This is a genomic window from Reichenbachiella faecimaris (assembly GCF_900176375.1).
GTDB lineage: Bacteria > Bacteroidota > Bacteroidia > Cytophagales > Cyclobacteriaceae > Reichenbachiella > Reichenbachiella faecimaris.
Genome location: NZ_FWYF01000002.1, coordinates 226383 through 251949, shown reverse-complemented (window position 1 = coordinate 251949; position 25567 = coordinate 226383). Strand labels below are relative to the sequence as shown.

Genomic DNA, 25567 nt, shown 5'->3' with positions numbered 1-25567 from the left:
AAAAGGCGAATCATCTGATTCGCCTTTCCTTTTCATATTTTTCATTGTCTTAGTTGATACTCAATATCCTTACTGTAGAAACCAAAAAGTCAGCAATGGAAGCAGCTAATTCATTGTCTGCACTTCTGCCTATGATATAGGCAATGAATAAGAAGTAGATGACTAACAGAATAAATGCTTTGAGCTTTCCTATGTATTTGGTAGACGTAAAAATCACTACGGCAAGCACCGTTAGTATTAGCAACAAGAATCTTAATTCACTACTCAAATCTACGATCTCAGGTGGCATGTGAATAGGGCCATGGATGATACAGAAAATAAACAATGGAAATCCTAGGGCGAAACACACGTCAAAGATGTTGCTACCCAAGGCATTGGATATGGCATCATCATATTGTCCACGTTGAGCATCTTTGATAGAAATGATGGTATCCGGGAAACTGGATGCGGCAGAGGCCAGTACCAATGCTACAAACATCAAAGGAATACCCAAGCCATTAAAAGATCCAAGATAAGGGACTTCATAAACCTCCGCTCCCATCCATTCGCAGGCTACCACAAGAAGGTAGCATACCATAGCAATAGATAAAGTAGAAAATATGAGTAATGGCCAAGCGTTTTTGCCTGTAACTTTATTGTTTCTAATAAAAAGATCTTCAAGGTTAAAGGTGATGACACTGATGAAGAACGATGGGGCTGGCCCGCCATCTTCTTCCTCTTCTTCCTCTTCTTCCTCCTCTTCTTCGGTCTCAGATGATTCTGAATTTTTCTGACTGCTCCTCATCGACATAAACATGTATGTAATATATACCACATACACACCCATCAGAATGAGTCCATGATACCAATCGAGCTTGGATCCGCTAATTAAAACTAGAAAAATCAATTCCGTGATAATCAAAGCAATCCCATCTCTTAGCATCACTTTTTTAGAAACCTCAATTCTTTTTGCTAGCCCAATGCCAATAACAGCAATAACAGATACTGCAGGAATAACCATACTGTTGAAAATGGCACTACCAGCAGTTGTTCCTATCCCACCAGAAAAGCCTGATGCATCCATTAAAACAAAAAGAAAAAATAGGGAAGTAAATACTTCTGGCATCGAACTCGCAATCGCATTAATTGATGCTCCCCGTACGCCTTCTGAAAGATTTCTGCCAATGTATTCTGATGCAGTCATGAAACCATCTCCGGCTCTCCAAATTACTACACAGCTTATCGCGATTAAAATCAACGGTATAATGATGCCCATATATTGTATTAATTTAAGTTATGCTTGGTTCAGAAACTAATTGAATTTAGAAAGCACAACTCAATATATATAATGTTTTTAAAATGCTGATTGGGTTTCTAAATTAAAGCATTTTTTTAAACTAATAGCAAAATGGCATCAAATATGTAAGTTTTACGTTATGCTCAATTTCCATAAAAATGAAAACTTTATGGACAAATTGAAAACAATTAACTACCGTCTGCCATACTGACCTATATAGGAAATAACTTAGTTGATGAGTTTATTTTGTGGCACCACCAAATCAAGCGACCATTCAGTCCTTTTAATTTTGTATATTTATTTTGAAGCAAAAGGTATTAAAATGGACATTCGTACTCAGATGAGCATTCTCATTCAGCTCTCCTTGGTGGATAAGCAGTTGTCCCCACTAGAAAAGCGAATGATTTATACCTTGGCTGAGGCTAACCATATACCAAAAAAGGACATTGATCAATTATTTCGAGGACTTATTAGCTGAAAAGCAACATGAATTGCCAACCATAGAAAATCTTTCGGAAGATGATAAATTTGAATATCTATATAATCTAATTCAGTTGATGAAAGTGGATAAAAAGGTATATTTAAGTGAAATTAGATTTTGTGAGGAACTTGCAGAAAGACTGGGCTACAAAAAACAAGTGGTGAGTGCATTGAGTAGTCGGATATTTGGAGACCCAGCACTGAGCGCAAATAAAGAAATGCTCCTCTCAATAATAGAAAAGCATAAATTGATTTAATTTTTACCTTTGAATGCGCTTGCATTTATAAACCTTAATAAACAATGAGCATAAAATCACAACTAAGCATGTTAGTGAAGTTGGCAAATATCGATAACGACTTTGCGGACGATGAAAAAGAAATGATTTTAATGGTCGGAAAGGCCAATGGAGTTTCTGAAGATGAAATTTACGGTTTGTTAGAAAATCCAGAACCGTTACCACCATTGAATACAATGACTGACGATGATAAATTTGAGTACCTTTTTAATGTAGTTCAATTGATGAAAATTGACAAGGAAGTATTCCTTAGTGAGGTGAAGTATTGTGAAGAGGTAGCTGTGAAACTTGGATTCAAGAAAGCCGTCATTGCCGAGCTATCTGCCAAGGTCTATTCAGACCCAACTATAGTAGCCAACAGAGAGTCATTGAAAAAGGCTGTATTGAAGTACCAAAACTAGTGGTCATCACAACACCTAAGCAACTTATTGAAGGGAGGGCAAACCTCCTTTTTTTATGCCTTTTGGAAATAATAAGAGGAAAAAGAATTGGCTGGATTTTGGTGTCAGCAACAAAAAAAACAGAGCCTCTTTTAAATAGTAAAAATCCTTACCTTTGCAGATTCATTTTTGCTCATGTGGTATAAACTTTCACAAATCATACTCAAGCAGAGGCTCATTTTGATCCTTGCACTTTTCGGCATTACAGGCTTTATGGCCTATAAGGCTCAGGAAGTTAAATGGTCGTTTAGTCTGGCTAATATCGTCCCTAAGACGGATCCAGAAATGATCTATTTTAAGGAATTCAAAAAAGAATTTGGGGAGGATGGTAATATCCTGGCTATTGGTATAAAGGACAGCGCGGTCTATCTGGCAGACAATTTCCGCAAACTAAAATACATGACTGATGAACTTGCCAATATTAGTTATGTCAAAGATGTATTGAGCCTGCCAAGTTTAAAGCGATTGGTTAAGGATAAAGAAGACAATCGCTTCGAACTAGAAAATGTTTTTACTGATGTACCATCAGATCAAAAAGTATTGGATAGCTTGATTGCCTACTGTCAAAGTTTAAAATTTTACAGTGGTCAATTGCTTAATACCGAAAATGGAGCCAATATGGTTTTGGTGACCATTGAGAATGAAGTGATGAATTCCAAGGCTCGCAATACTGTTGTAGGTGATATCCTTCAAGTGACTGAGCAATACAAAGAACATACGGGTATCAATCTAAGATACGCTGGGTTGCCATTTGTTCGATATATCAATACAGTTAAGATCAAAAAGGAACTGAATATGTTTTTGGTCTTCTCAGTCATGGTGACAGGTTTTATCCTATTCCTGTTTTTCAGATCTTTCAAAGTAGTGCTTGTCGCACTATTTATTATAGGTATGATCGTGGTTTGGGTCATGGGGACGTTGGCCTTATTCGATTATGAAATCACGCTACTTACAGGTCTGATACCACCAATCATTGTGGTCATTGGCATACCCAATGCCGTGTACATGTTGAATAAGTATCACCAGGAGTATTTCCAACATGGCGATCAGCGAAAAGCATTAGAAACGATCATAAGAAAAATTGGGATTGTTACTTTGATAACCAACTTCACAACAGCAGTTGGTTTCTTGGTGCTGGCTTTTACGGACATTGTGGTTCTAAAAGAATTTGGTGTAATAGCAGGGGTCAATATTCTGGCAACATTTGTGGTCAGCTTGATTATGATACCTGCCGTATTTTCTTACCTGAAGCCACCTTCTAGTAGACACTTAAAGCATCTGGAATTTGCACCACTGGATAAAGTACTCACTGGTCTAGATCTTTTAGTTCACCGCCACAAGTATTACATATTTGCAGCAGCTGCCATAATTGTTGTATTATCAGCCTATGGTATATCAAAAATCGAGGCGCGTTCTTATATGGTAGATGATTTGCCAGAAGAGAGCCAGGTCAAACAAGACTTAAAGTTTTTTGAAGACAATTTTGCTGGGGTAATGCCGCTGGAGATCATTATTGATACAGGCACAAAGAAGGGTGTTCAAAGCCTGAAAAATCTCAAGAAAATCGACGAGTTTGAGACTTTCCTAAACTCACTGGATGATGTTTCTCAACCACTTTCTGTGGTTAGTTTTATCAAAGCTACCAGACAGGCATTTTATAATGACAATCCCGACAAGTATGCTCTGCCTAACAACAGAGATAAAAATTTTATTTTCAGATACCTGAAAAAGGAGTCTGATCAGAAAGGCATTTCGAAGGCATTTGTAGACTCTACTGGTCAAAAAATCCGAGTATCACTAAAAATAGCAGATATCGGGTCAAACAAATTGGATGTTCTTGTAAACGACGTCATTCAGCCTAAGATTGATGAGATTTTTGGTGAGACCAAAATGAAAGTGACCATCACAGGCACGACCCTCTTATTCATTAAGGGAAATAAGTTCTTGATTGACAATTTGATTACCAGTATGATCATTGCTTTCTTCATCATTGCATTGATCATGGCGCTGTTGTTCAAGAATTTTAAAATGATCATTTTGTGCCTTATTCCCAACATTATCCCACTGATGATTACAGGTGGTATGATGGGATTTGCAGGTATACCACTGAAGCCAAGTACTGCATTGATTTTCAGTATTGCTTTTGGAATATCAGTAGACGATTCTATTCATTTCTTAGCTAAGTATAGACAAGAGTTATTTGCCAACAACTTTTTTGTGCCTGTTGCGGTTAGTAAAAGTCTGAGAGAAACAGGAGCAAGTATGATTTATACTTCGATTATCCTCTTTTTTGGTTTTGTCATTTTTGCTGCATCCGAATTTGGTGGGACAGTGGCTTTAGGGGCATTGACTTCAACCACACTCCTGATGGCCATGCTGACGAATTTGATTGTGTTGCCTGCGTTATTGTTGAGATTCGATAAAGGAAGCAGAGATACGCACAGTCATCCATTAATTGAGAAGTATCCTGAATTTTACGACGAGCGGGAAGATGAGGAAATCGATTTGGATATGATCGAAGTGAAAGATTCTAATTAGCCCATTCATTTTTTAGAAATCAGTTTTTTAATACGCATTAGAAAGTAAAGCATTGAGTTACAAAGAATATAAGAATATCAATTACGCTGAGGTAGCAGACGAGGTATTAGCTTTTTGGAAGAAGAATGACGTCTTTCAAAAGTCAGTGGATGAGAGAGAAGGAGCAGAGACCTTTGTATTTTATGAAGGGCCACCATCAGCTAATGGTACACCTGGTATTCACCATGTAATGGCTCGTGCAGTCAAGGATATTTTTTGTAGATACAAAACACTGAAAGGCTATCAAGTAAAACGAAAAGGTGGGTGGGATACTCATGGCTTACCAGTTGAGCTGCAGGTGGAAAAGGAACTAGGCATTACCAAAGAGGATATTGGTAATAAGATCTCTGTAGAGGAGTACAACGCCAAGTGCCGTGAGGCTGTGATGAAGTTCAAAGACCAATGGGATGACCTGACAGAGAAGATGGGCTATTGGGTAGATTTGGATGATCCATATATTACTTTTGAAAAGAATTATATTGAAAGCCTTTGGCACCTGCTAAAGAAATTTTACGACAAAGGGCTCCTCTATAAAGGGTACACGGTACAGCCCTTTTCGCCAGCTGCTGGAACAGGGTTGAGCTCTCATGAGTTGAACCAGCCAGGAACTTACCGTGATGTGAAAGACACCTCAGTGGTTGCCCAGTTCAAAGTCAAAAAATCTGACCTCTCGTCCAAGTTATTTGATGGTGATGAGGAGGTGTTCTTCCTGGCTTGGACGACTACTCCATGGACCCTGCCTTCTAATGGTGCCTTGGTGGTAGGGAAGAAGATCAAGTATGTGAAAGTGAAAACTTTCAACCAATACACGTTCCAACCCATTTCAGTGATCCTTGCTAAAGACTTGGTAGGAAAATACTTTTCTGAAAAGGCTAAGAATTTAGCTCTGGAAGACTACAAGGAGGGAGACAAACTCATTCCTTGGCATATTGATGCAGAATATGCAGGAGCGGATTTGCTTGATATTCGCTATGAACAATTGTTCCCCTATGTTACTAATGACGATTTGGAAGCCCATGCTTTCAAGGTTATCCCAGGTGATTATGTAACCACTGAGGATGGTACAGGTATTGTCCATGCTGCAGCTCTTTTTGGCGCGGACGATTATTTTGTTTCTAAGGCAGCAGGTGTACCACCTGTGGTCGCTAAAGATGACAAAGGCGATGACATTCCTTTGGTAGACAAACAGGGAAGGTTCATTGCAGAGGTCACGGACTTTGCTGGTAAATATGTCAAAGAAGAATATTATTCAGACGAGGAAAGAAAATCGTCAGACTTCAAGCCTACTGATGTACTGATAGCCATTCATTTGAAGGAAGCCAACAGAGCTTTCAAAGTAGAAAAATACGAACACAGTTACCCTCACTGCTGGAGAACTGATAAGCCAGTTTTGTATTACCCATTGGACTCATGGTTTATCAAAACCACTGCTTACAAAGACCGATTGGTAGAGCTGAACAATACCATCAACTGGAAGCCAGCTTCTACAGGGTCTGGAAGATTTGGTAACTGGCTGGAGAATCTGGTAGACTGGAATTTAAGTCGTTCAAGATATTGGGGTACGCCATTGCCTATATGGGTAACGGAAGATAGGCAGGAGCAAAAATGCATTGGGTCTATTGCAGAATTGGAGGCAGAAGTGAAGAAGTCAATAAGTGCTGGTTTCATGACTGATGAGTTAGGTGAAGATTTCGATTTGCATCGGCCATTTGTAGATGATATTTTCTTGGTGAGTGATTCTGGCAAAAGAATGACGCGTGAACCAGATTTGATAGACGTATGGTTTGATTCTGGGGCTATGCCTTATGCGCAGTTCCACTTTATGGGAGATGACCCTAAGGATGCCAATCAGGCAAATGGAGGACTGAGTGACGTCTATCCTGCTGACTTTATTGCAGAGGGTGTTGATCAGACACGTGGTTGGTTTTTCACTCTGCACGCCATAGCCGTCATGCTTTTTGATAAAGTATCGTTCAAAAATGTAATTGCTAATGGCTTGGTGCTAGATAAGAGTGGCAATAAGATGTCTAAGAGACTGGGCAATGCTGTGAACCCATTTGAAACTTTGGCCAAGTATGGTCCTGACGCCACACGATGGTATATGATCTCAAACGCCAATCCATGGGACAATTTAAAGTTTGACATTGAGGGAGTAGCTGAGGTGCAAAGAAGATTCTTTGGTACGCTGTACAATACCTACAACTTCTTTGCCCTATACGCCAACTTGGACAAATTCAATTTTAGCGAAAGTGAAGTAGATGAAAGCAATAAGACTGAGAGTGATCGCTGGATCATCAGTAAGTTAAATACTTTAATCGGTCTGGTGGACGACGCTTACAATGAATATGAGCCTACAAAGGCCGCTCGAATGATTCAAGACTTTGTGATTGATGACATGAGCAACTGGTACGTTCGTTTGAATAGAAAAAGATTCTGGAAAGGGGAGTATAATGAAGATAAAATGGCTGCTTATCAGTCGCTTTATACTTGTTTGAAGACCATTGCCAAATTAGCAGCGCCAATTGCTCCATTTTACATGGATAGATTATACAGTGATTTGAATGCCGTTTCTGGACATGAATCTCATGATTCAGTTCACCTTTCAAACTATCCTGTGGCGAGTTCAGAATTGATTGATAAAGCATTGGAAATTAGAATGGAAATGGCTCAGAAAATTTCTTCTTTGGTTCATTCTTTAAGAAAAAAGGAAAAACTGAAGGTGCGTCAGCCGTTGTCAAGAATCATGATTCCTGTGCTGAACAAAGAAACAGAAATTCATGTGAAAGCAGTTGAGGAGTTGATTCTGAATGAGGTAAATGTAAAGGCCATTGAGTTTTTGGACGACACTTCTGGAATTCTTGTCAAATCTATCAAGCCGAATTTTAGAAAATTGGGTAAGGAGCATGGGTCAAGAATGAAAGATATTTCTCAGAAGATTGGTGCTTTTACTAAAGAGGACATTGCTCAATTAGAAGCTAGCAACAATTTTGAGTTGGATTTGGGTGACCAAAAAATTTCTTTGACGTTAGAAGATGTAGAAATCAGTTCTCAGGATATTCCTGGCTGGTTGGTAGCTTCTGAAAACGGCCTGACTGTGGCATTGGATATTCAGTTGTCGGCCGAGTTGAAACAAGAAGGAGTGGCTAGAGATTTGGTGAATAGAATTCAAAACCTAAGAAAAGATAGTGGGCTAGAAGTGCAGGACAAGATTGTCGTTCAGCTTCAGAGCAGTGATGAATTGCTGAAGGCCTCTGTTGAGTCATTTAGGGATTATATTTGTCAGGAGACACAAGCAAACGAATTGAATCTTGTTTCTGATTTAGAAGGAGGACAAGCTTTAGAAATGGATGAATTTGAGGTAGCTGTGAAGCTGGATGTTATAAAATAATAAAGAGATAGCGTGAAGTATTATAAGTATTATTTGTTGAGTTTGGGAGTGATCCTATTGGATCAAGTGGTTAAGTTGTTGGTGCACTTCAACATGGACATGGGTATGCCTGGTCAAATACATGTCATTGGAGATTTTTTTAAATTATATTATCTGACCAATCCAGGGATGGCTTTTGGGATGAAGTTAGGAACCGAATATGGTAAACTTTTTCTTACGCTATTCAGGTTGGTGGCCATGGTAGGTATTGGTTATTATTTGTATACTTTGATCAATAAGGGTGTCCATAAAGGTATGCTGATCTGTATCGCGATGATTTTAGGAGGAGCCATTGGCAATGTGATAGACAGTACATTTTATGGTGTGTTTTTAGACAATGCACCCGTGGGTTCGCCAACCCCATGGTTCTATGGACAGGTAGTAGATATGTTTTATGTTGATATATGGGAAGGACATATTCCAGACTGGATTCCGTTTATGGGAGGTAAGTATATGTCGCTATGGCCAGTATTTAATATAGCAGACGCGTCAATTTTTATAGGTGTATTTGCGATTCTCACCTTTCAGAAAAAATTCTTTCATGAAGAAGTTGAAGACAAAAGCACGGAAGAAGGAGCCATTCAAACTGAGACAGTAGAAGTAGAGGCTTAGGACAGGCTTCAATATCTAACAAAAAGGGCTTCAAGTTTTTACTTGAAGCCCTTTTTGTGTTTCAGTCATTGGTGATTCTAGTTCTCCAATAACTCAAGCAGTGTAGTCAATTTTCTTTTCAGGCTTCTTCTATCTACAATAAAGTCTAAGAAACCATGATCTAAAACGAATTCAGCACTTTGAAATCCTTTTGGCAAATCCTTACCAATAGTTTCCCTAATGATCCGTGGGCCTGCAAATCCTATCAGAGAACCCGGCTCTGCAATGTTGAAATCACCCAACATGGCATACGAAGCAGTTACGCCACCAGTTGTTGGATCCGTAAGCAAGGAAATGTAAGGAATCTTAGCTTCTGATAGCAAAGCCAACTTTGCAGAAGTTTTAGCCATTTGCATCAAAGAGAATCCAGCTTCCATCATTCTGGCTCCACCTGATTTTGAAATCATCAAGAATGGAATTTTATGCTTCAGAGAGTAGTCGATTGCTCTAGCGATTTTTTCTCCCACCACGGATCCCATGGATCCACCAATAAAACCAAAGTCCATACAGGCAATGACAATGTCTTTGTTGTGCATTTTCCCAACGGCACTTCGAACGGCATCCTTCAGTCCCGATTTTTCCTGTGTTGCGGCAATTCGGGCAGGATATGGCTTCGTGTCAGAAAACTTCAACGGGTCTGCTGAAGTCATCTCAGCATCCAATTCTTCGAACTCATTATTATCAAACAAAATTTCGAAATACTCCTTTGATCCAATTCTTACATGATAATCGTCCTCAGGACTCACGTACGAATTGTTTTTGAGCTCACGCATGTGTACGATTTTCCCACTAGGGGTTTTGTACCAAAGCCCGTCAGGAGCTTCTTTTTTTGCAGTAGTAGGCGTCTGGATGCCCTTGTCTTTTCTATTAAACCAAGCCATAAATTACCTTTTGTTAGAAGGATTGCAAAGATATATTAGTTGAGAGACTTTCGAATACGAGCCGTTATTTATTTGAGGTTCTACTCCTTGCCATCTGCATAATCTTGCAAATAAGTATAGTAAGCAGTCAGTTTTCCGCTTTGAGCTATAGTAGCTCTTTCTATTATTTTATCTGGATCCTCACCCAATAAACATGGCAGCACATTATTAACTAATTCTTTGCCAAAATCTTCGGAAGCATTCCTTGGGAGTTCACAAGGTAAATTATCTACAGACATCACTGTGATGTTTCCTTCATCAGAGAATGGAGGCAATTCTTTTCCTGTTGTAGGATCATAGTCAAATACAGGCTCGTCTATGGTTGCCGGGCGTATAGTAGAAGGTATTGACCCTTCAATGTCGCATGTCACATCCGCAACAATATTGATCTTAAAATCTCTATGTGTTGCCTCTTCTCTAGTGAAGAGCACGGGAGCTGAAGGATGCCAATAAGCACATGCGACCAACAGATCGGCACATTTGGCGTATTGATAAAAGTCAGATTCAAAATGCTCTGGTTGTTCAAAAAACTCTGTTCTTTCGAAATTTTTGCCGTCTTTGTGCTTGTTGTAGTCTCTGCTGTTGAGTTGAGTGAAAACAGGCTCCTGAAAATCTTCATTGACAAATCGCTCTGGGGTCACTTTCCGGATATTCAAGCCTAAAAGAACCTCCATTGCTCCTTTGGCAACTCGTCCGCCACCTGTGATTACAATTTTGATATTGGGAAGTTTGACCTTGCTGTATTCAGTCTTCATGTCTTCCAAATCAAAACATTCATGAGCACGTCTGATATTGAACAGGTTGTAACGTTTGCCAAATGACCAAATACCATTGTAAGCACCTACAATCCCAGCATATCTACCAAAGGCAATAATACGCTGGCCGTTTATATCAGTGAGTGTTTCATAGTCTATGAGGCGAATGTTTTTGTCCAGCACCTCGTTCAGCAATTCCCTATTATACTCTTGTTTTTTGATGGTATGTGAAAAGAAGAAATAGGTTTTGTTTGGGATCAATTGACCTAAAGGCACTTCTTTCACACCAAAGATGACGTCACAATCGTCTACTTGAGTCACTAGCTCTATGCCTTCATTGGCATAGTCTTCATCAGAGAAACATCTGATGTCACTATGCTGGCAGGCAAGGTCTACAGCTGAAAAATTTTCTTTGATGAATTTGGCTTGTGAAGGGATGATTGCCACACGTCGATCAATCGGAATTTTACCTTCTTTGAGGATACCAATTTTGGTCATTTGTAATGGGTTTTTGAATATAATATTGCGGCGCAAATATGTGGCATTTTTAGCCGATTTAAAATTTGCATTAGTCCAATTTAAAAAGGTGAATGGCGCAAAGGAAAGTGCGCTAAAGCTCACCCCTAAATTCTATTCTAAGAAGTTTCCTAAAATGGAAGAGGCTTCCTTGGTGGCATTTTTACCATAAGGGGCAATCGCCTGAATGAGTTTGCGAATAGGCATGGACTGGAGCCATACTTTGCCAGTGCCTTTCATGGTAGCCAAGAACATGCCTTCACCACCAAACACCATGGATTTGAGTCCCCCAGCCGATTGGATGTCAAAATCTAAGGTGGATTCAAAGGCTACTACACAGCCTGTATCGATTCTTAAAGTTTCGTTATTGAGTTGTTTTTCAATTACCGTTCCGCCTGCATGCACGAAGGCCATGCCATCTCCTTGCAACTTTTGTAGTATAAAGCCTTCTCCACCTATTAGACCCGAACCGAATCTTTTGTTGAGCGTGATAGAAACTTTGGTGCCTAAAGCGGCGCATAAGAATCCATCTTTTTGAACGATTAACTCCTGATTAGGTGATTGCTGTAAATCAATTGGAATAACTGTACCTGGATATGGGGCAGAAAAAGCAACTTTCTTCTTACTCGCACCCTGATTAGTAAAGTGGGTCATGAATAAGGACTCTCCAGTCAATGCTCTTGTCCCAGCCGAAACTAATTTTCCGAAGAAGCCTTGATCAGGCTCTGAGCCATCACCCATTTTGGTTTCAAAGACAATCCCATCTTCCATAAAAAGCATGGCTCCAGCTTCTGCAACTACAGTTTCTCTTGGGTCTAGTTCTACTTCTACGATCTGAATGCTCTCACCTTTGATCTCATAGTCGATTTCGTGACTTCTCATGTTTGTGTATCTTAAGTTTAGGGAATTATTTTTTGGAGTCGTCCAGGTCTTCTCTGTCTTTGAGTTTTTTGTCTTCTACATTTTTATTTAAAAACTGATTGAGTTCATCAATTTTTAATGAAGACTTTATTTCGCCAAAGGAGTTGATATTGACTTCAAACCCTTCTAATTCTGGGTTGACATTTGGTTTGTTTTTTTTCTCTTTCTTACTCATGAGTGGCTGCCTGATCAAAAGCTTTAGTTGCTTTTTTTATACGTTCAGACACTTCATTAGTTCCAAGCACTTCCATGATCTTCATTAAGTCTGGCCCGCCAGCTTCACCTGTGATCGCTACGCGCAATATTTGCATCACCATGCCCACTTTTGTTTCATGAGTTTCTACAGCTTGCTCCAATGCCTTTTGAAAATTGTCAGCATTAAGTTGCTTCCCTTCTATCTGTGTAGTAAATGTGTGGAAGACAGATTTCGCATTTTCATCCCATTTTTTCCGAACTACTTTTTCCACATACTCAGCAGGGGCCTCAAAAAAGTACTTGCCTTTAGAAAGCAATTCTGGAATGAAGTCAATTCGTTCTTGTAGCAATTCTGCTATGTCTTGAGCTTTTTGGTCGTTGCAAGCTATTCCAGCAGCATTGGTTTGCTCCAATAAGAAAGCACCCAAATCTGAAGCACTCATTTTTCGAATGTATTGTTGATTGAACCAAATGGCTTTGTCAATATCGAATTTGGCTCCGGCCTTACTCACTCTTTCAATGGTGAATGATTCAATCAACTCGTCCAAAGTGAAAATTTCATTTTCCGTACCAGGATTCCATCCGAGTAGCGCCAAGAAGTTCACGAATGCTTCGCTTAAGTAACCTTCTTCTTTGAATCCTTTCAGAGAAGCATCTTCTTCGGTGATTTTCCATTCCATTGGGAAAATCGGAAATCCGTGCTTGGCGGCATCACGCTTACTGAGCTTACCATTGCCATCGGGCTTCAACAATAAAGGCAAGTGAGCGAACTGCGGCATACTCGCTTCCCATCCTAAATATCTATATAGCAGCACATGTAGTGGAGCAGAGGGTAACCACTCTTCCCCACGGATCACATGCGTAATTTTCATTAAGTAATCGTCAACCACATTGGCCAAATGGTAAGTAGGCATGCCATCTGATTTCATGAGGACTTTGTCGTCCATAGTGGAGGTATGCACATTTACCCATCCACGGATCATGTCGTTGAGACGAATGTCTTCTTTTGCTGGCACCTTTATGCGGATCACATAAGGATCACCTGAATCCAATCGCTGCTGTACTTCTTCTGCAGAAAGTGTCAGCGAGTTTTTCATGGTATTTCGAGTGATCGAATTGTAATTCAAGGAATTGGCTTTAGCCGCCTTGAGTGTTTCACGCATTTCATCCAATTCTTCAGCCGAATCGAAGGCATAGTATGCGGTGCCTTCGTCGATCATCTGCTGTGCGTATTGCTTGTAAAGGTCTTTGCGCTCAGACTGTTTGTAAGGCGCATATTCGCCTCCCTGGTCGGTGCCTTCATCGATTTGAATGCCACACCAGGCTAGAGAATCCTTGATGTATTGCTCAGCCCCTTCGACAAACCTGGCCTGGTCTGTATCTTCTATGCGAAGTATGAATTTTCCTCCGTGTTTTTTGGCAAATAGGTAGTTGTATAGCGCTGTACGTACGCCACCAATGTGAAGAACGCCTGTTGGACTAGGTGCAAATCTTACTCTTACTTCGTTACTCATCGATCAATTTTTTACAAAAAAATATGCCGGAGGGTATCCGGCACGGCAAATTTATCAATATTTCGGTCTAGATTATACTACGGCGATGCAGGAAATTTCCACATTCACGTTTTTAGGCAGGCAGCTTACTTCCACCGTTTCTCTGGCGGGAGGATTGCTGGTGAAATACTCGCCATATACCGCATTGATTTTTCCAAAATTGCCCATGTCGCTCACGAAGATGGAGCACTTCACTACATTGGAGTAGTCCGCACCGGCTTCCTTTAATATAGCTCCCATGTTTTTCATTACTTGGTGGGTTTCTGCTTCGATGCTGTCGAGTAATAGATTGTCCGTACCAGGTACAAGTGCTATTTGACCAGATACGTATAGCGTATTCCCTGCTAAAGTAGACTGGCTGTATGGGCCTATTGGAGCTGGGGCATTTGCGGTGTTGATGATTTGTTTCACGATAGTTCGCTATTTGTTCAATTAAAATTTATTCCATGGTACAAAAATAGTCTTAAACAAGTGGAGCTGCCCACCATTGGCTAAATTCTTAACCCTCCAAAGTTTCCAAGCCTTGGACGCTTTACTGGATCGTCACCGATTGCCTTTGGCTTTTTTCTTCTCAGGCTTAAAAAGCGGGGCGGTGTACTCGCTGTAGAGATCGAAGAGATATTCGATCCGGGCGGTCTCGTCTACGAAAGCTTGCGGACGGTAGCACAAGTCCACGGCTTTGTCCAGTGCCTGATGTGCCTTGACGAGGACGGGCGGCATGGTGAGCGGATCGTAGAGATCAGCCAGCGAACTCTTTGGAAACGAAGCTCGGGCATCCAGCACCGCCTGTGCACAGGCTTCTACTTTCTTTTTATTCTTCGCACTTGGGTCTTTGGGCCAGGGGTAGTTGTTGTAGACAATGGTGTTAGAATATCTAAAATCACTTTTTAATCGCCCACAAACATTTCTTACCCAAATCATATGCATAATAGAAACCAAAACGCCAAAATGATATTTACTTGCATTTGGCACCAACTGAATAGTGTTACTTGCAATTACACTTGAATTTAAATAGGCAATGGGAATGTATTTTCTTCGTTCAGATGAAACTTCAGGCACAGCTAGATAATCCGAATCTGGTTGTGAGGTTTGAGCAAACAAGGTAGGTGTTAAGGCTTTTTTTCTAGTTGCTTCAGCCTTACTATCAATTCTGAACCTCTTTATTTTTTCAATACGGTCGATAACATGAGGTAATTTCTTAAGTTCATTTGGAGTAATATCCTTTAGCCAAAGACAGTACCTATAGTTATTATTAATCAAATTTTGACCACTTAAAAATGGTCTTACCCAATTTCTCGCATTTGGTTCTATAATCAAAAATTCTTCTTTCTCTTTTTCATCAGCAAATAGAAAATTGCCGTCATCTGTTGGTTTGTTGCCCCATATCATTTTGGGTACGTCACATATTGGATTGCTTGTATTTCTAATGATCACATCAGCAGCATTCACTAAATATGGATTGATATGTTTAGCATTTTCTTTTGTTGGCTCTCCTTTGATATCAGAATAATGATAAATGGCATTTTGTTTTTTATCATGTACTCCAAAACCAATAATCACAACATGAACTGCAGCATTAGACCTTGCCTCATTACTCCAGTTAAATGTCCTATGAGCAAAACTAATTTTGAGCTTGTATTTAATTAATTCACTCCATAACAAGCCAACTTGTTCTCCTTGAGATATACTACTCGTTGATACAAAGGCTACCTCTACATTTGATTGTTGAATATACTGGGCTGCTTTGACATACCATGCGGACACATAATCAAGCACTCCAGACCCTTTCACATCTACAAAAATGTGTTTCAGATCTTTCTTTTGTTCAGGACTCTGATAATGATGTCCTAAAAACGGCGGATTGCCCAAAATATAAGACAACTCGGACTTAGGTACCACTTCCTGCCAATCGATGCGCAGAGCATTGTCGTTCACAATCTTGGCGGACTTTTTCAGCGGTAGCCGTGCGAAGTATTCCCCAAACTCCTGGGAGATGACACGGTTCATCTGGTGATCCACCAGCCATAGGGCCACCTCGGCGATCCGTGCCGGCCACTCGTCGTATTCTATGCCGTAAAACTGATCCACGTCCACCCAGATGATCTGGTCAATCGCAATAGCCCTTTGTTTTTTGTAGGTCACCCGAAGGATTTCCAGCTCAAGCATCCGTAGTTCGCGATAGGTGATCACCAGGAAGTTGCCACAGCCACAGGCCGGATCGAGAAATTTCAGTGTGGAGAGTTTCTTGTGAAACTGGGCCAGTTGTTTGGTGTTTCCTTTCACTTTTTCAAACTCATCATAGAGTTCGTCGAGGAAGAGGGGCTTGATCAACCGAAGGATATTTTTCTCTGAGGTGTAATGTGCACCTAGATTTCTGCGTTCCTCGGGATTCATCACCGACTGAAACATGGAACCAAATATGGCCGGGGAGATCACCGACCAATCGAGGTAGCTACACGCCAGGAAGATCTGGCGCATCTCGGCATCAAAGTCCGGGATCTCTACGGTCTCAGCGAATATACCGCCATTCACATAGGGAAACTGCTGTAGGTCTTCGTCCAGATTGGTCGCCCGCTTGTCCATCGGTTTGTTGAGCACCTGAAAGAGTTTACTCAGGTGCATGCCCAGATCAGAGCCGTCAGGGTTTGTCCGCCGCTCGATGTATTGCAGCAGCAGGTCTTTCTCAAAAATCCCCGCATCATCCGCAAACAAACAAAAGACCAGCCGGACGAGGTAGATTTCGAGCTGATGCCCTTCGAATCCATAGGATTCCAGTTTTTCGTGCAGTTGTCCCACCAGTTGCGCTGCCTTGATATTGACTGGGTCTTGCTCAACAATCTTGCGTTCTTCGTACCCGGAGATAAACCCGAAGAGATGGGTCTTGTTCTGAAATTCTTTGAGAGGAAACGCATGCTCGGTCTTGTTGTCGAGATCATACAGTTTGAACCGCTCGAAATCCGACACCAGCACGTACCGGGGCAGTTCTTCGTCTTTGATGCCGGGGAAGTAATCAATGGCCTGTCCGTAGGCCTTTTCCAGATTGCCCCCTCGGGATTTATGCTCTACGATCAGTTGGCCTTTCCAGAATAGGTCGATAAATCCCTGTGCACCGCTGAGTTTTTTGACAGGCTCTTCAAAAGAGGCTACTCGCCTTCTTCCTACACCGAATACCTCAAAGAATTCATTCCAGAAGGTGTCTTTTTCTGCGCGTTCGCGCTTTTCGCCTTCCCATGTTTTGGCAAAGGCCAGCGCATTTTTTTTGATTTGATTTTTACTTAATAGCATTCGGCTAGGTTATAAAATAGACGAAGGTAAATATAATGAGATTGCCGGATCAAGATAATCCGTGAGGGTTTAATTGGAGGTATCCTGCTACTAGGTTTGTCTGCCTACTTGGTCTGGTGCTATCAACTACCTTTTCTGATGTTTCAAACATTAGGATTAGTGAGAACTAAAAAGTCCGCACAATCCACTCAAAGGACTACACAAAGCCCTCCGACGGCTGCAAAGTATACTTGCCACCTTGCACAAACCACTCTAAGGTCTGCATAGCCTCTATCGAACCCTGCACAGACCACTTGGTGGGCTGCACATACCCCTCTGAACCCTGCACAGAGCACATCCATCCCTGCATAGCTCGCTTGGTGGCCTGCACCCAGTACTCCACACCCTGCACAGGCTCTTGCTAGATTTGCATAGCCCTATTGCTAGATGATTGTGGTAGTTAATAACACATATTTTCATGCAATTTTATTTCCCTTATCAGGTATTTGTCGTATTTTCATCAACCAGCAGCATTTTATTTAACCTTTTAATAACTTAATAAAATGACGAAAGAACAAATCAACCGACTAGAGATGGCACAAGCCACCAATGCGTATCTCGATACCCATGCTGCCGTATGGAGTGCCATTCCGATCATCAGCAATTACAAAACCACGTTGATTCAAGCGATACAGGGTATACAAACGGCTTCGCTCGTGCAAGAATCTTCGCAGGTGTTTATAGGAGGGTCGCTTCGAGAGCTCAAATATCAGATCGCCCAAAAGATGGACATCCTCGACGACTTGCTAGAAGCATTTGCTGCCGACACAGCCAACGCCGAACTTTTGTCCCTATCCAGCAATTCGGCCTCAGACTACTTCCGACTATCCCACGAGGACTTTGAGATTAAAACCAAAAATGTAATCGACCTGCTAGAAACTAATTTGGAAGACATGACGGACTACGGGATGTCAGCCGAACAGATAGAGGAAGTGAAAACGTCTTTTGCGGTCTTTCAGGACAAGCGTGGAGTGCCCCGATCATATCAGATACAGTCTAGAATGGCTACCGATGATTTGGCCAGCCTCTTTGACGAAGTAAACAAAACACTCTCTCGAATGGATAATGTCCTCAAGCGATTCAAACGCGCCAATCCGAGTTTTTTCACCGGCTATCAAGCCGCGCGACACATTGTTAAAGATTGATATTGACTGCAACTAATATGCGCCAACCTTACAGGTTTTCAAAACCTGTAAGGTTTCTACTCTGACCAATACCACGTTGCTGCGATATATGGATACACCATTGTTATAGTGCTGTTTGTATGCTAAATCAGATGGTGCCGTTGGAAGTTTAAAAATGAAGGAGGGTCAATACGTCTATGTCCCTTACTCTACAGTTACAGATTTGGCTAAATTTCTTGGTTGATCTACGTTGCACCCTCTCATGACGGCAATGTGATAAGATAATAGTTGAAGTGGAATAACTGAAATTAACGGCATCAAAGCTTCCTCACAAGGTGGAACCTCAATGATGTAATCTGCAAGTGCTGGGATGAGTGCGTCCCCTTTTGTTACTACTGCTATCACTACACCCTTTCGAGCTTTTACTTCCTGAATGTTTGATACCACTTTATCGTACGAACTGTCACGTGTTGCTATAAATACAACTGGCATTTCCTCATCTATCAGCGCAATAGGTCCATGCTTCATTTCCGCAGCAGGGTAGCCTTCTGCGTGGATGTAAGAAATTTCTTTCAATTTTAAGGCGCCTTCGAGTGCCACTGGGAAGTTATATCCACGACCCAAATAGATGAAGTTCTTGGCGTCTTTAAATCGCTCGGCGATTTCTTCTACTACTGCGTTATTGTCTAGCACTTCCTTGATTTTCGCAGGTATGCGAGCCAATTCGACTAAAAGTTCTTTGTAACGTGTCTGAGTGATTGTGCCTTTTTTATGAGCTACGCTCAATGCGATCATCGTGAGGACAGAAAGTTGTCCCGTAAATGCTTTGGTACTAGCTACACCAATTTCCGGTCCAGTATGAAGGTATGCACCTTCGTGTGTTACTCTGGAGATAGAAGAGCCCACAACATTTACAATCCCAAGAATGATTGCGCCTTTTGATTTAGCTAATTCGATAGCGGCAAGTGTATCGGCCGTTTCACCCGATTGAGAAATGGCAATCACAATATCTCCTTCGTGAATCACAGGGTTTCTATACCTGAATTCTGAAGCGTATTCCACTTCCACTGGGATTCTACAATATTCTTCGAATAAATATTCGGCTACCAGGCCTGAGTGCCAAGAAGTCCCGCAGGCCAGCACAATGATTCGCCTTGCATTGATCAGTGCTTGAGAGTACTCGTAAATGCCCCCTAGCGTCAAGGTTCCGTTGGCCGCGTCGAGTCGCCCACGCATGCTATCAGCAATAGAATTAGGCTGTTCGAAAATTTCTTTAAGCATGAAGTGCTCATATCCCCCTTTTTCAAGCTCTTCAAGTTTCATTTCTACTTTTTGTATATAGGGCGTTTGCTCTACATCATCAATATTGGTGATTCTGAAATCCTCTCTATTGACAATGGCGATTTCTCGATCTTTTAAGTAGACTACTTCATTGGTGTATTCAATAATAGGCGTAGCATCAGATGCTATAAAGTATTCATCTGTCCCGACGCCAAGAACCATAGGGCTACCTTTTCTGGCTGCTATTAATTGATTTGGGTTTTCTTCGTTCAGAATCACGATTGCATAGGCTCCTTCAATGGCATGCAATGCCGATCTAACAGCTTGTTCCAAATCCCCTCCGTTTTGCTTTTTGATATCTTCTATGAAAGTGATTAATACTTCAGTATCCGTGTCGCTTTGGAACGTATAGCCTTTGGACAGAAGTTCTTTTTTTATGGTATCATAGTTTTCAATAATACCATTGTGAATGATTGACAAAGATTTGTCAGCTGAAAAATGTGGGTGAGCATTTCTGTCATTGGGCTCTCCATGCGTGGCCCATCTTGTATGGCCTATTCCGACAGAAGCCTTGATCGTCAGTTCTTCTACTGAAGACTCTAATTCAGCAACCTTTCCGGCTTTTTTGAAAATTTTGAGGCCATTGTCGTGAACTGATATGCCAGTACTGTCATATCCTCTATATTCCAATCTTTTAAGTCCTTTGATAATTAAAGGAAAGGCATCTTGGTGACCTATGTAGGCTACAATTCCACACATATATTATTTATTATTCGGGAAGCGTGTAATAAAGTTTGATAATAAAGCCAGTTTCTTCATCAAAAACGGAAAAATCTGGAGTGGTCACATCTTGAGGAACAAGGATTATGTGATCTACTTCTATGGAGCCAGTCTCTACTAGTTGAGCAAAGAATGTAGGCACACCAGTATACGTTAAAGACGTCTCATCTAAAGATGCAATAAGAGGCTCAGAAGAACCCGATATATACCCCGCATCAGAAAGTATGGCCGTCTCCCCTAGTATATTGGTAAGCAGCCCATTTGTGTTGATTTTGGAGCCATCAGCTTGATCCACATACAGAAATCTAAAATTCCCAACATTGGAGTTGTATGCACTATTCTCTTTAGTCTCTATCGAAAATTCCATCCGATTGATTTGAATGTTAGGGTTTGCAGCAAAAAATTGGTTTAATGCATCAAAATTTAGCTTTGGGAATATCCCACTAGCCGGCTGAAGGTAGATGTTTCCATCCCCAGTCGTGAAACCATTATAATTTCCAGTTTCACTTGACATTAACGAGCCAGAACGATCCGTCGATATTTGATTATAGTAGGCTCCATTTGAACCAAGAGAGTAATTCAGAAATAGGGAATCGACAAGTACAGAGTCTAATGAATTTCCATCTTCCGTGTAGGGGTCAACCACATGGTAATGCACCCTAATATTGGTAGAATCCACGTGATCAATATCCAATAAAACATTGTTTGCGGCATCCCCAACAATGGCTATGCCTTTGAACTCATACCTGAGTGCACCTGATGGTGAGACACTATTTCCTTTTTGTCCATTAGCTATGGCAAAAAGCTCATCACCTAAAGAAGCAGACAATTTTTTTTGAACCAGATAGTTTTTTTCGTCAATTAGATTAAGACTAGATGCTGATAACTTGATATCAAAATTTCCAAATGACTCATCAGTTCTATAGTTGGTAATAAAATCTGATAAATAATATCCTGATGTAAAAATGGTATCTGTTAATTGATAGACCGTAAAACTTTGGACATTAGAGATATCATCTGTATGGGCTTTATTAATATTGAGATTGATGACCGTTGAATCCACTACATAATAATGATCATCACCACTCAATCCTGATAGCGTATTGGTAAGGTTTATCTGAGAAAGCGCGGTAGATACAGTTGTTCCGAAAATTGGATCTGCATATTTGCCTATCAAAAGTCTAGAAGAATTACTAGTACGGATGCTGTCGATCCGTACATTAGTTGCCGCAAGGGGCAATTCTTCATACAAAACATTTACCCTTACGCCATCTGGATCTAACCCTAACCCAATGTCACTAGCGTCTTCACACGAAAAAATGGCTAGGGCTACAACAATCAGTAACCCAGGCCAGTTTTTATCCAACAAGTTCATTATATAAGTTGTAATAGGAGTCTAAAAAGTTATCGTCTTTTTGAATGGTTTCTACTTTTTTGTCTTTTGGAGCAGATGAAATCAATTTGTCAATGATTTCACTTGTTTCATTCTTAGACTTAATGACAGCATCGGCATATTCGATGCCTAGCTTCACAAAACCTTCGAAATCTTTTGTGTTTAAATGCTCCAACATACTCTCCTCGATGTCCATCATCATCACCTTGTTAATCAAATCTCCTTCAAACTTATGTTCGAATTCATTATCATATAGAGTGAATACAGACTTAGCGTCTTTGAATATAGGATCGTTCTTGTAAGTGGTTTTTAAATAAAGTGGTATGAGTGCTGTCATCCAATCGTTGCAATGCACGATGTCAGGAGACCAACCTAACTTTTTAACAGTTTCTAATACACCCTTGCAGAAAAAGATAGCTCTTTCGTCATTATCTGCATGAAAATTCTCTTCCTTATCAAAAAAGACAGACTTTCTATGAAAATAGTCCTCATTGTCAATGAAATAAACTTGAAGTTTGGCATTAGGAATTGAAGCTACCTTAATGATAAGTGGCTTTTCCTCATCGCCCACTGCGATATTTATGCCTGATAATCTTACGACTTCGTGGAGTCGATTTTTTCTTTCATTGATCAATCCAAACCTTGGAACCAATATCCTAATTTCCATTCCCCTCTCTTGCATCGCTTGAGGCAACGCTCTCACAAAATCGGCTACTTCTGTGGTTTGTAGAAAAGGATTAATTTCACTTGCCACATAGAGTATTTTGTACTTTGACATAAACCGTGTTTTTAGTTTGATAATTTCAAAATGACCACAAAATTACACTATTTTTGAATCTTTTTCAATAGTGGAATGGGGTTTAAGTTTATATAGCCGCCTGATTAGCAGGAATTAATGAAAATATTTGAAAGTATTGCTGGGTTGCAAGCCCATTTGGATTTACTAAGAGGGGAAGGCAAGGTGGTTGGGCTCGTTCCTACCATGGGTGCACTGCATGAAGGACACATTCAATTAATTAAAGAATCCATCAGCCGTTGTGAAATTACCGTGTGTAGTATTTTCGTGAACCCAACACAATTTAACAACCCAGATGATTTGTTGAAATATCCGAATCAACTAGAGAAAGATGAACAAATGCTACTTGACGCAGGTTGTGATATTGTTTTTGTGCCCTCTGTACAGGAAATGTATCCGGAAAAAAATGAGTCACTCACCATTAACTTCGGCTTTTTAGAGACTGTATTGGAAGGTGCGTTTCGGCAAGGCCATTTCTCAGGGGTTGGCACTGTGGTCTCCAAACTTTTAAATATTGTGCAGCCTGACTTGTCATTTTTTGGTCAAAAGGATTTACAACAATTAGCAGTAATAAAGAAGCTGACGAATGACTTGAATATTAGAACTAAAATCATTTCAATCCCAACAGTTAGAGAATCGAGTGGCCTGGCGATGTCGTCTCGTAATCAAAGGTTGACCAACGAGCAGAAAGTACTGGCAGCAAAGCTTTACCAAACTATGGAGAAATTGAAGACTCGTATAATATCTGGAACACCAATAACTGAAGCACTGGATCTGGCAAAAAAAGGCTTGCTTGAGCATCGTGAAATCGAATTAGAATATTTAGAAGTAGTAAACTCAGATTCCATGGTCACAGTTGTAGAAATGAGTAAGGTTGAAAACATCTCAATATGCATAGCAGCGCATATAGGAGGCGTGAGATTAATAGATAATTTGTATTTAAAACAAGAGGATTGAAAATATCATCAGTCATAAAATATGGCTTGTCACTTATGCTGGCGGGCGTATTATTTTATTTTGCTTTTCGAAATGTTTCTGTAGAGGAGTTTTTAGAAAAAGTGACAGAAGTTAATTATTGGTGGGTAGTGCTATCTATCATATTGTCATTGCTAAGCCATTGGCTCCGAGCCTATAGGTGGAATTTAATGCTGGCTCCTTTGGGTTATCAGAATCTGTCTAATGGAAGAACCTTTCTGGCTGTCATGAGTGGTTATTTAGCCAATTTGGCCTTTCCTAGGCTAGGTGAAGTGACGAGATGTGGGGTGATGAAACGGAATGAAAAAATCCCAATGAGCATATCATTTGGCACTGTCATCACAGAAAGGGTTTTAGATTTTTTGATTCTTCTTTCTTTAATCGTCCTTGATTTTTTCGTTGAATTTGAGCTCGTTTATGATTTTTTCATTTCATCTGTAGGATGGGATACTCAGACGGATCATACGACAAACATTGTAATCATTATAAGTTCGCTAATCTTGATAGGAATTGGGGGTATAATGATTTTGAAAAGAATATTGGAGCATGAGTTTGAAAATGTGCTGCTTCAAAAAGCCCACCGAATTTTGACTGACATTGTCAATGGATTGATGTCTATCCGAAAGGTCAAGAATATATTAGGTTTCGTGCTTTCGACTGTCGGGATATGGGTCTTTTATTATTTAATGAGCTATGTAATATTCTTCTCTATTACCGAAACCGCATCTCTGGGGTTCGGAGCGGGGTTATCAATATTGGCGGCAGCTGGAGTGGCTATGGCCATGCCCGTTCAGGGGGGGATTGGTGCCTATCATACCCTGGTGAGTGGGGTGCTAATTATTTATGGAATTGAAGCTACAAGTGGTCTGTTTTTTGCTACTTTGCTGCACACTTCTCAACTGATGTCTATTCTGTTTTTTGGAGGATTGAGTGCTTTAGGCACTGTTTTTATTGCTCGTTTGAGAAAAACAGAAATGGACGGAAATCCGTAGAGGTACTTAGAATAATGAACAACTAAATTTTTACATAAATGTTAATCATATTTTTAGTCTTTTTTGTGGTTGGGCTTTACGTAAGCAATAGGCTCAAAAGCAAGTTTAAAAAGTATTCCCAGATTGGGTTGCAGTCAGGCCTCTCAGGAAGAGAGATTGCAGAAATGATGCTTCGTGATAATGGTATTACAGATGTACAAGTGATTTCTGTTGAGGGTCATTTGTCCGATCATTATAATCCAGCCAATAAAACAGTAAACCTCAGTCCTGAAGTGTATGCTGGACGAAGTGCAGCAGCTGCAGCCGTGGCATCACATGAGTGTGGGCATGCTGTCCAGCATGCGACTGCTTATAGCTTTCTCGAATTCAGATCTGCTATGGTACCCATTCAAAATCTAAGTTCAAGAATATTGAACTTCATTTTGATTGGAATGTTCTTTTTTGGTTTTGCCATGAAGTCATTTGGTATGGACACCATTTTTCTTGTAGTAGTAGCGGCACAGTTTGTGATTACACTTTTTTCTTTGGTTACACTTCCAGTGGAATTTGATGCTTCTAAGCGCGCATTGGCCTGGATAGATCAAAGAGGCATTGTAACCAGTCAGGAGCATGGCATGGCCAAGGACGCGCTGCATTGGGCGGCAATGACCTATGTGGTGGCAGCGTTAGCGGCTATTACTCAACTGTTATATTTTGTTATGCTTTTCTTAGGAGGCAGAGACTAAGACTGCATATCACATAAAGATAATGTAAAGGATTTGAATGTTGTTCAAGTCCTTTTTTTATATATTTGTATGCATACATACTATTTTATATCAGAATAATATGTTGAAAATGTGGCTATATCAAACATATTTAGAATAATAGTTTATATAGAATGATAAAAACAAATTAA

The 25567-nt window shown here is 40.4% G+C and carries 22 protein-coding genes; 10 read left to right on the top strand and 12 right to left on the bottom strand.

What is annotated here, in order from left to right; all coding sequences use genetic code 11:
- Window positions 1–49 precede the first annotated feature (49 nt).
- Window positions 50–1255: a sodium:calcium antiporter gene (locus B9A58_RS08890; RefSeq protein WP_084372449.1), complete on the bottom strand. Its 1206-nt coding sequence runs from the start codon at window positions 1253–1255 to the stop codon at window positions 50–52.
- Window positions 1256–1598: 343 nt separating this feature from the next.
- Between B9A58_RS08890 and B9A58_RS20515 the strand changes: the two genes are divergently transcribed.
- The 6 genes from B9A58_RS20515 (at window position 1599) to B9A58_RS08860 (ending at window position 9108) form a co-directional block, all read left to right on the top strand.
- Window positions 1599–1754, top strand: coding sequence for a hypothetical protein (locus B9A58_RS20515; protein ID WP_221407843.1), 156 nt, complete (start codon window positions 1599–1601; stop codon window positions 1752–1754).
- Window positions 1723–2013, top strand: coding sequence for a hypothetical protein (locus B9A58_RS08880; protein WP_084372445.1), 291 nt, complete (start codon window positions 1723–1725; stop codon window positions 2011–2013). Before B9A58_RS20515 ends, B9A58_RS08880 begins: the two co-directional genes overlap by 32 nt.
- A 44-nt stretch (window positions 2014–2057) precedes the next feature.
- Window positions 2058–2453, top strand: a complete 396-nt coding sequence (locus B9A58_RS08875) for a hypothetical protein (protein WP_084372443.1) — start codon at window positions 2058–2060, stop codon at window positions 2451–2453.
- 174 nt (window positions 2454–2627) lie between these two features.
- A complete protein-coding gene (locus tag B9A58_RS08870; protein WP_084372441.1) occupies window positions 2628–5030 on the top strand; it encodes an efflux RND transporter permease subunit in 2403 nt (800 codons plus the stop codon).
- A gap of 52 nt (window positions 5031–5082) precedes the next feature.
- Window positions 5083–8457, top strand: a complete 3375-nt coding sequence (gene ileS, locus B9A58_RS08865; RefSeq protein WP_084372439.1) for an isoleucine--tRNA ligase — start codon at window positions 5083–5085, stop codon at window positions 8455–8457.
- Between the two features lie 12 nt (window positions 8458–8469).
- Complete coding sequence (locus tag B9A58_RS08860) at window positions 8470–9108, top strand: lipoprotein signal peptidase (protein ID WP_084372438.1); 639 nt, start codon at window positions 8470–8472, stop codon at window positions 9106–9108.
- 77 nt (window positions 9109–9185) lie between these two features.
- Here the strand turns inward: B9A58_RS08860 and accD are convergent, their stop codons facing one another.
- The 8 genes from accD to B9A58_RS08820 form a co-directional block, all read right to left on the bottom strand.
- Window positions 9186–10028: an acetyl-CoA carboxylase, carboxyltransferase subunit beta gene (accD, locus tag B9A58_RS08855; protein ID WP_084372436.1), complete on the bottom strand. Its 843-nt coding sequence runs from the start codon at window positions 10026–10028 to the stop codon at window positions 9186–9188.
- Window positions 10029–10108: 80 nt separating this feature from the next.
- Window positions 10109–11320, bottom strand: a complete 1212-nt coding sequence (locus B9A58_RS08850; protein ID WP_084372434.1) for an NAD(P)-dependent oxidoreductase — start codon at window positions 11318–11320, stop codon at window positions 10109–10111.
- A 132-nt stretch (window positions 11321–11452) separates the two neighbouring features.
- A complete protein-coding gene (locus B9A58_RS08845) occupies window positions 11453–12220 on the bottom strand; it encodes a TIGR00266 family protein (protein WP_084372432.1) in 768 nt (255 codons plus the stop codon).
- Between the two features lie 25 nt (window positions 12221–12245).
- Window positions 12246–12434: a hypothetical protein gene (locus B9A58_RS08840; protein ID WP_084372430.1), complete on the bottom strand. Its 189-nt coding sequence runs from the start codon at window positions 12432–12434 to the stop codon at window positions 12246–12248.
- The gene (gltX, locus tag B9A58_RS08835) at window positions 12427–13968 is read right to left on the bottom strand and encodes a glutamate--tRNA ligase (protein WP_084372428.1); all 1542 of its coding nucleotides are present in this window, start codon (window positions 13966–13968) and stop codon (window positions 12427–12429) included. The genes B9A58_RS08840 and gltX overlap by 8 nt, the downstream gene beginning before the upstream one ends.
- Before the next feature lie 72 nt (window positions 13969–14040).
- Entirely contained in the window at window positions 14041–14421 is a 381-nt protein-coding gene (locus B9A58_RS08830) for a RidA family protein (RefSeq protein ID WP_084372426.1), read from the bottom strand.
- A gap of 129 nt (window positions 14422–14550) precedes the next feature.
- Entirely contained in the window at window positions 14551–17292 is a 2742-nt protein-coding gene (locus B9A58_RS20615; RefSeq protein ID WP_084372424.1) for a DNA methyltransferase, read from the bottom strand.
- A 196-nt stretch (window positions 17293–17488) separates the two neighbouring features.
- On the bottom strand, window positions 17489–17674 hold the full coding sequence (locus B9A58_RS08820; RefSeq protein WP_139793812.1) for a hypothetical protein: 186 nt from the start codon (window positions 17672–17674) through the stop codon (window positions 17489–17491).
- Between the two features lie 160 nt (window positions 17675–17834).
- Between B9A58_RS08820 and B9A58_RS08815 the strand changes: the two genes are divergently transcribed.
- Window positions 17835–18476 (top strand): hypothetical protein, encoded by a 642-nt coding sequence (locus B9A58_RS08815; protein ID WP_084372420.1) that lies wholly within the window; start codon window positions 17835–17837, stop codon window positions 18474–18476.
- Window positions 18477–18659: 183 nt separating this feature from the next.
- Here the strand turns inward: B9A58_RS08815 and glmS are convergent, their stop codons facing one another.
- Genes glmS through B9A58_RS08800 form a run of 3 tightly spaced genes read right to left on the bottom strand, consistent with a single transcriptional unit; the run spans window position 18660 to window position 22687 of the window.
- Window positions 18660–20495: a glutamine--fructose-6-phosphate transaminase (isomerizing) gene (gene glmS, locus B9A58_RS08810; RefSeq protein ID WP_084372418.1), complete on the bottom strand. Its 1836-nt coding sequence runs from the start codon at window positions 20493–20495 to the stop codon at window positions 18660–18662.
- A gap of 10 nt (window positions 20496–20505) precedes the next feature.
- On the bottom strand, window positions 20506–21882 hold the full coding sequence (locus B9A58_RS08805) for a DUF4270 family protein (RefSeq protein ID WP_176214733.1): 1377 nt from the start codon (window positions 21880–21882) through the stop codon (window positions 20506–20508).
- Window positions 21875–22687 (bottom strand): glycogen/starch synthase, encoded by an 813-nt coding sequence (locus B9A58_RS08800; RefSeq protein WP_084372414.1) that lies wholly within the window; start codon window positions 22685–22687, stop codon window positions 21875–21877. Before B9A58_RS08800 ends, B9A58_RS08805 begins: the two co-directional genes overlap by 8 nt.
- Before the next feature lie 117 nt (window positions 22688–22804).
- Between B9A58_RS08800 and panC the strand changes: the two genes are divergently transcribed.
- Genes panC through B9A58_RS08785 form a run of 3 tightly spaced genes read left to right on the top strand, consistent with a single transcriptional unit; the run spans window position 22805 to window position 25397 of the window.
- Complete coding sequence (panC, locus tag B9A58_RS08795; RefSeq protein WP_084372412.1) at window positions 22805–23662, top strand: pantoate--beta-alanine ligase; 858 nt, start codon at window positions 22805–22807, stop codon at window positions 23660–23662.
- Window positions 23659–24672 (top strand): lysylphosphatidylglycerol synthase transmembrane domain-containing protein, encoded by a 1014-nt coding sequence (locus B9A58_RS08790; RefSeq protein ID WP_139793811.1) that lies wholly within the window; start codon window positions 23659–23661, stop codon window positions 24670–24672. Before panC ends, B9A58_RS08790 begins: the two co-directional genes overlap by 4 nt.
- 38 nt (window positions 24673–24710) lie before the next feature.
- Window positions 24711–25397 carry a zinc metallopeptidase gene (locus tag B9A58_RS08785; protein WP_084372408.1) on the top strand — a complete coding sequence of 229 codons (687 nt, stop codon included), beginning with the start codon at window positions 24711–24713 and terminating at the stop codon, window positions 25395–25397.
- The last annotated feature ends 170 nt before the right edge of the window (window positions 25398–25567 follow it).

Coding starts and splice junctions, on each gene's coding strand:
- B9A58_RS08815 (WP_084372420.1), top strand. CDS start 17,835: ATGACGAAAGAACAAATCAACCGACTAGAGATGGCACAAGCCACCAAT.
- B9A58_RS08845 (WP_084372432.1), bottom strand. CDS start 12,220: ATGAGAAGTCACGAAATCGACTATGAGATCAAAGGTGAGAGCATTCAG.
- B9A58_RS08870 (WP_084372441.1), top strand. CDS start 2,628: ATGTGGTATAAACTTTCACAAATCATACTCAAGCAGAGGCTCATTTTG.
- B9A58_RS08840 (WP_084372430.1), bottom strand. CDS start 12,434: ATGAGTAAGAAAGAGAAAAAAAACAAACCAAATGTCAACCCAGAATTA.
- glmS (WP_084372418.1), bottom strand. CDS start 20,495: ATGTGTGGAATTGTAGCCTACATAGGTCACCAAGATGCCTTTCCTTTA.
- B9A58_RS20515 (WP_221407843.1), top strand. CDS start 1,599: ATGGACATTCGTACTCAGATGAGCATTCTCATTCAGCTCTCCTTGGTG.
- B9A58_RS08890 (WP_084372449.1), bottom strand. CDS start 1,255: ATGGGCATCATTATACCGTTGATTTTAATCGCGATAAGCTGTGTAGTA.
- B9A58_RS08850 (WP_084372434.1), bottom strand. CDS start 11,320: ATGACCAAAATTGGTATCCTCAAAGAAGGTAAAATTCCGATTGATCGA.
- accD (WP_084372436.1), bottom strand. CDS start 10,028: ATGGCTTGGTTTAATAGAAAAGACAAGGGCATCCAGACGCCTACTACT.
- B9A58_RS20615 (WP_084372424.1), bottom strand. CDS start 17,292: ATGCTATTAAGTAAAAATCAAATCAAAAAAAATGCGCTGGCCTTTGCC.
- B9A58_RS08785 (WP_084372408.1), top strand. CDS start 24,711: ATGTTAATCATATTTTTAGTCTTTTTTGTGGTTGGGCTTTACGTAAGC.
- gltX (WP_084372428.1), bottom strand. CDS start 13,968: ATGAGTAACGAAGTAAGAGTAAGATTTGCACCTAGTCCAACAGGCGTT.
- panC (WP_084372412.1), top strand. CDS start 22,805: ATGAAAATATTTGAAAGTATTGCTGGGTTGCAAGCCCATTTGGATTTA.
- B9A58_RS08800 (WP_084372414.1), bottom strand. CDS start 22,687: ATGTCAAAGTACAAAATACTCTATGTGGCAAGTGAAATTAATCCTTTT.
- B9A58_RS08875 (WP_084372443.1), top strand. CDS start 2,058: ATGAGCATAAAATCACAACTAAGCATGTTAGTGAAGTTGGCAAATATC.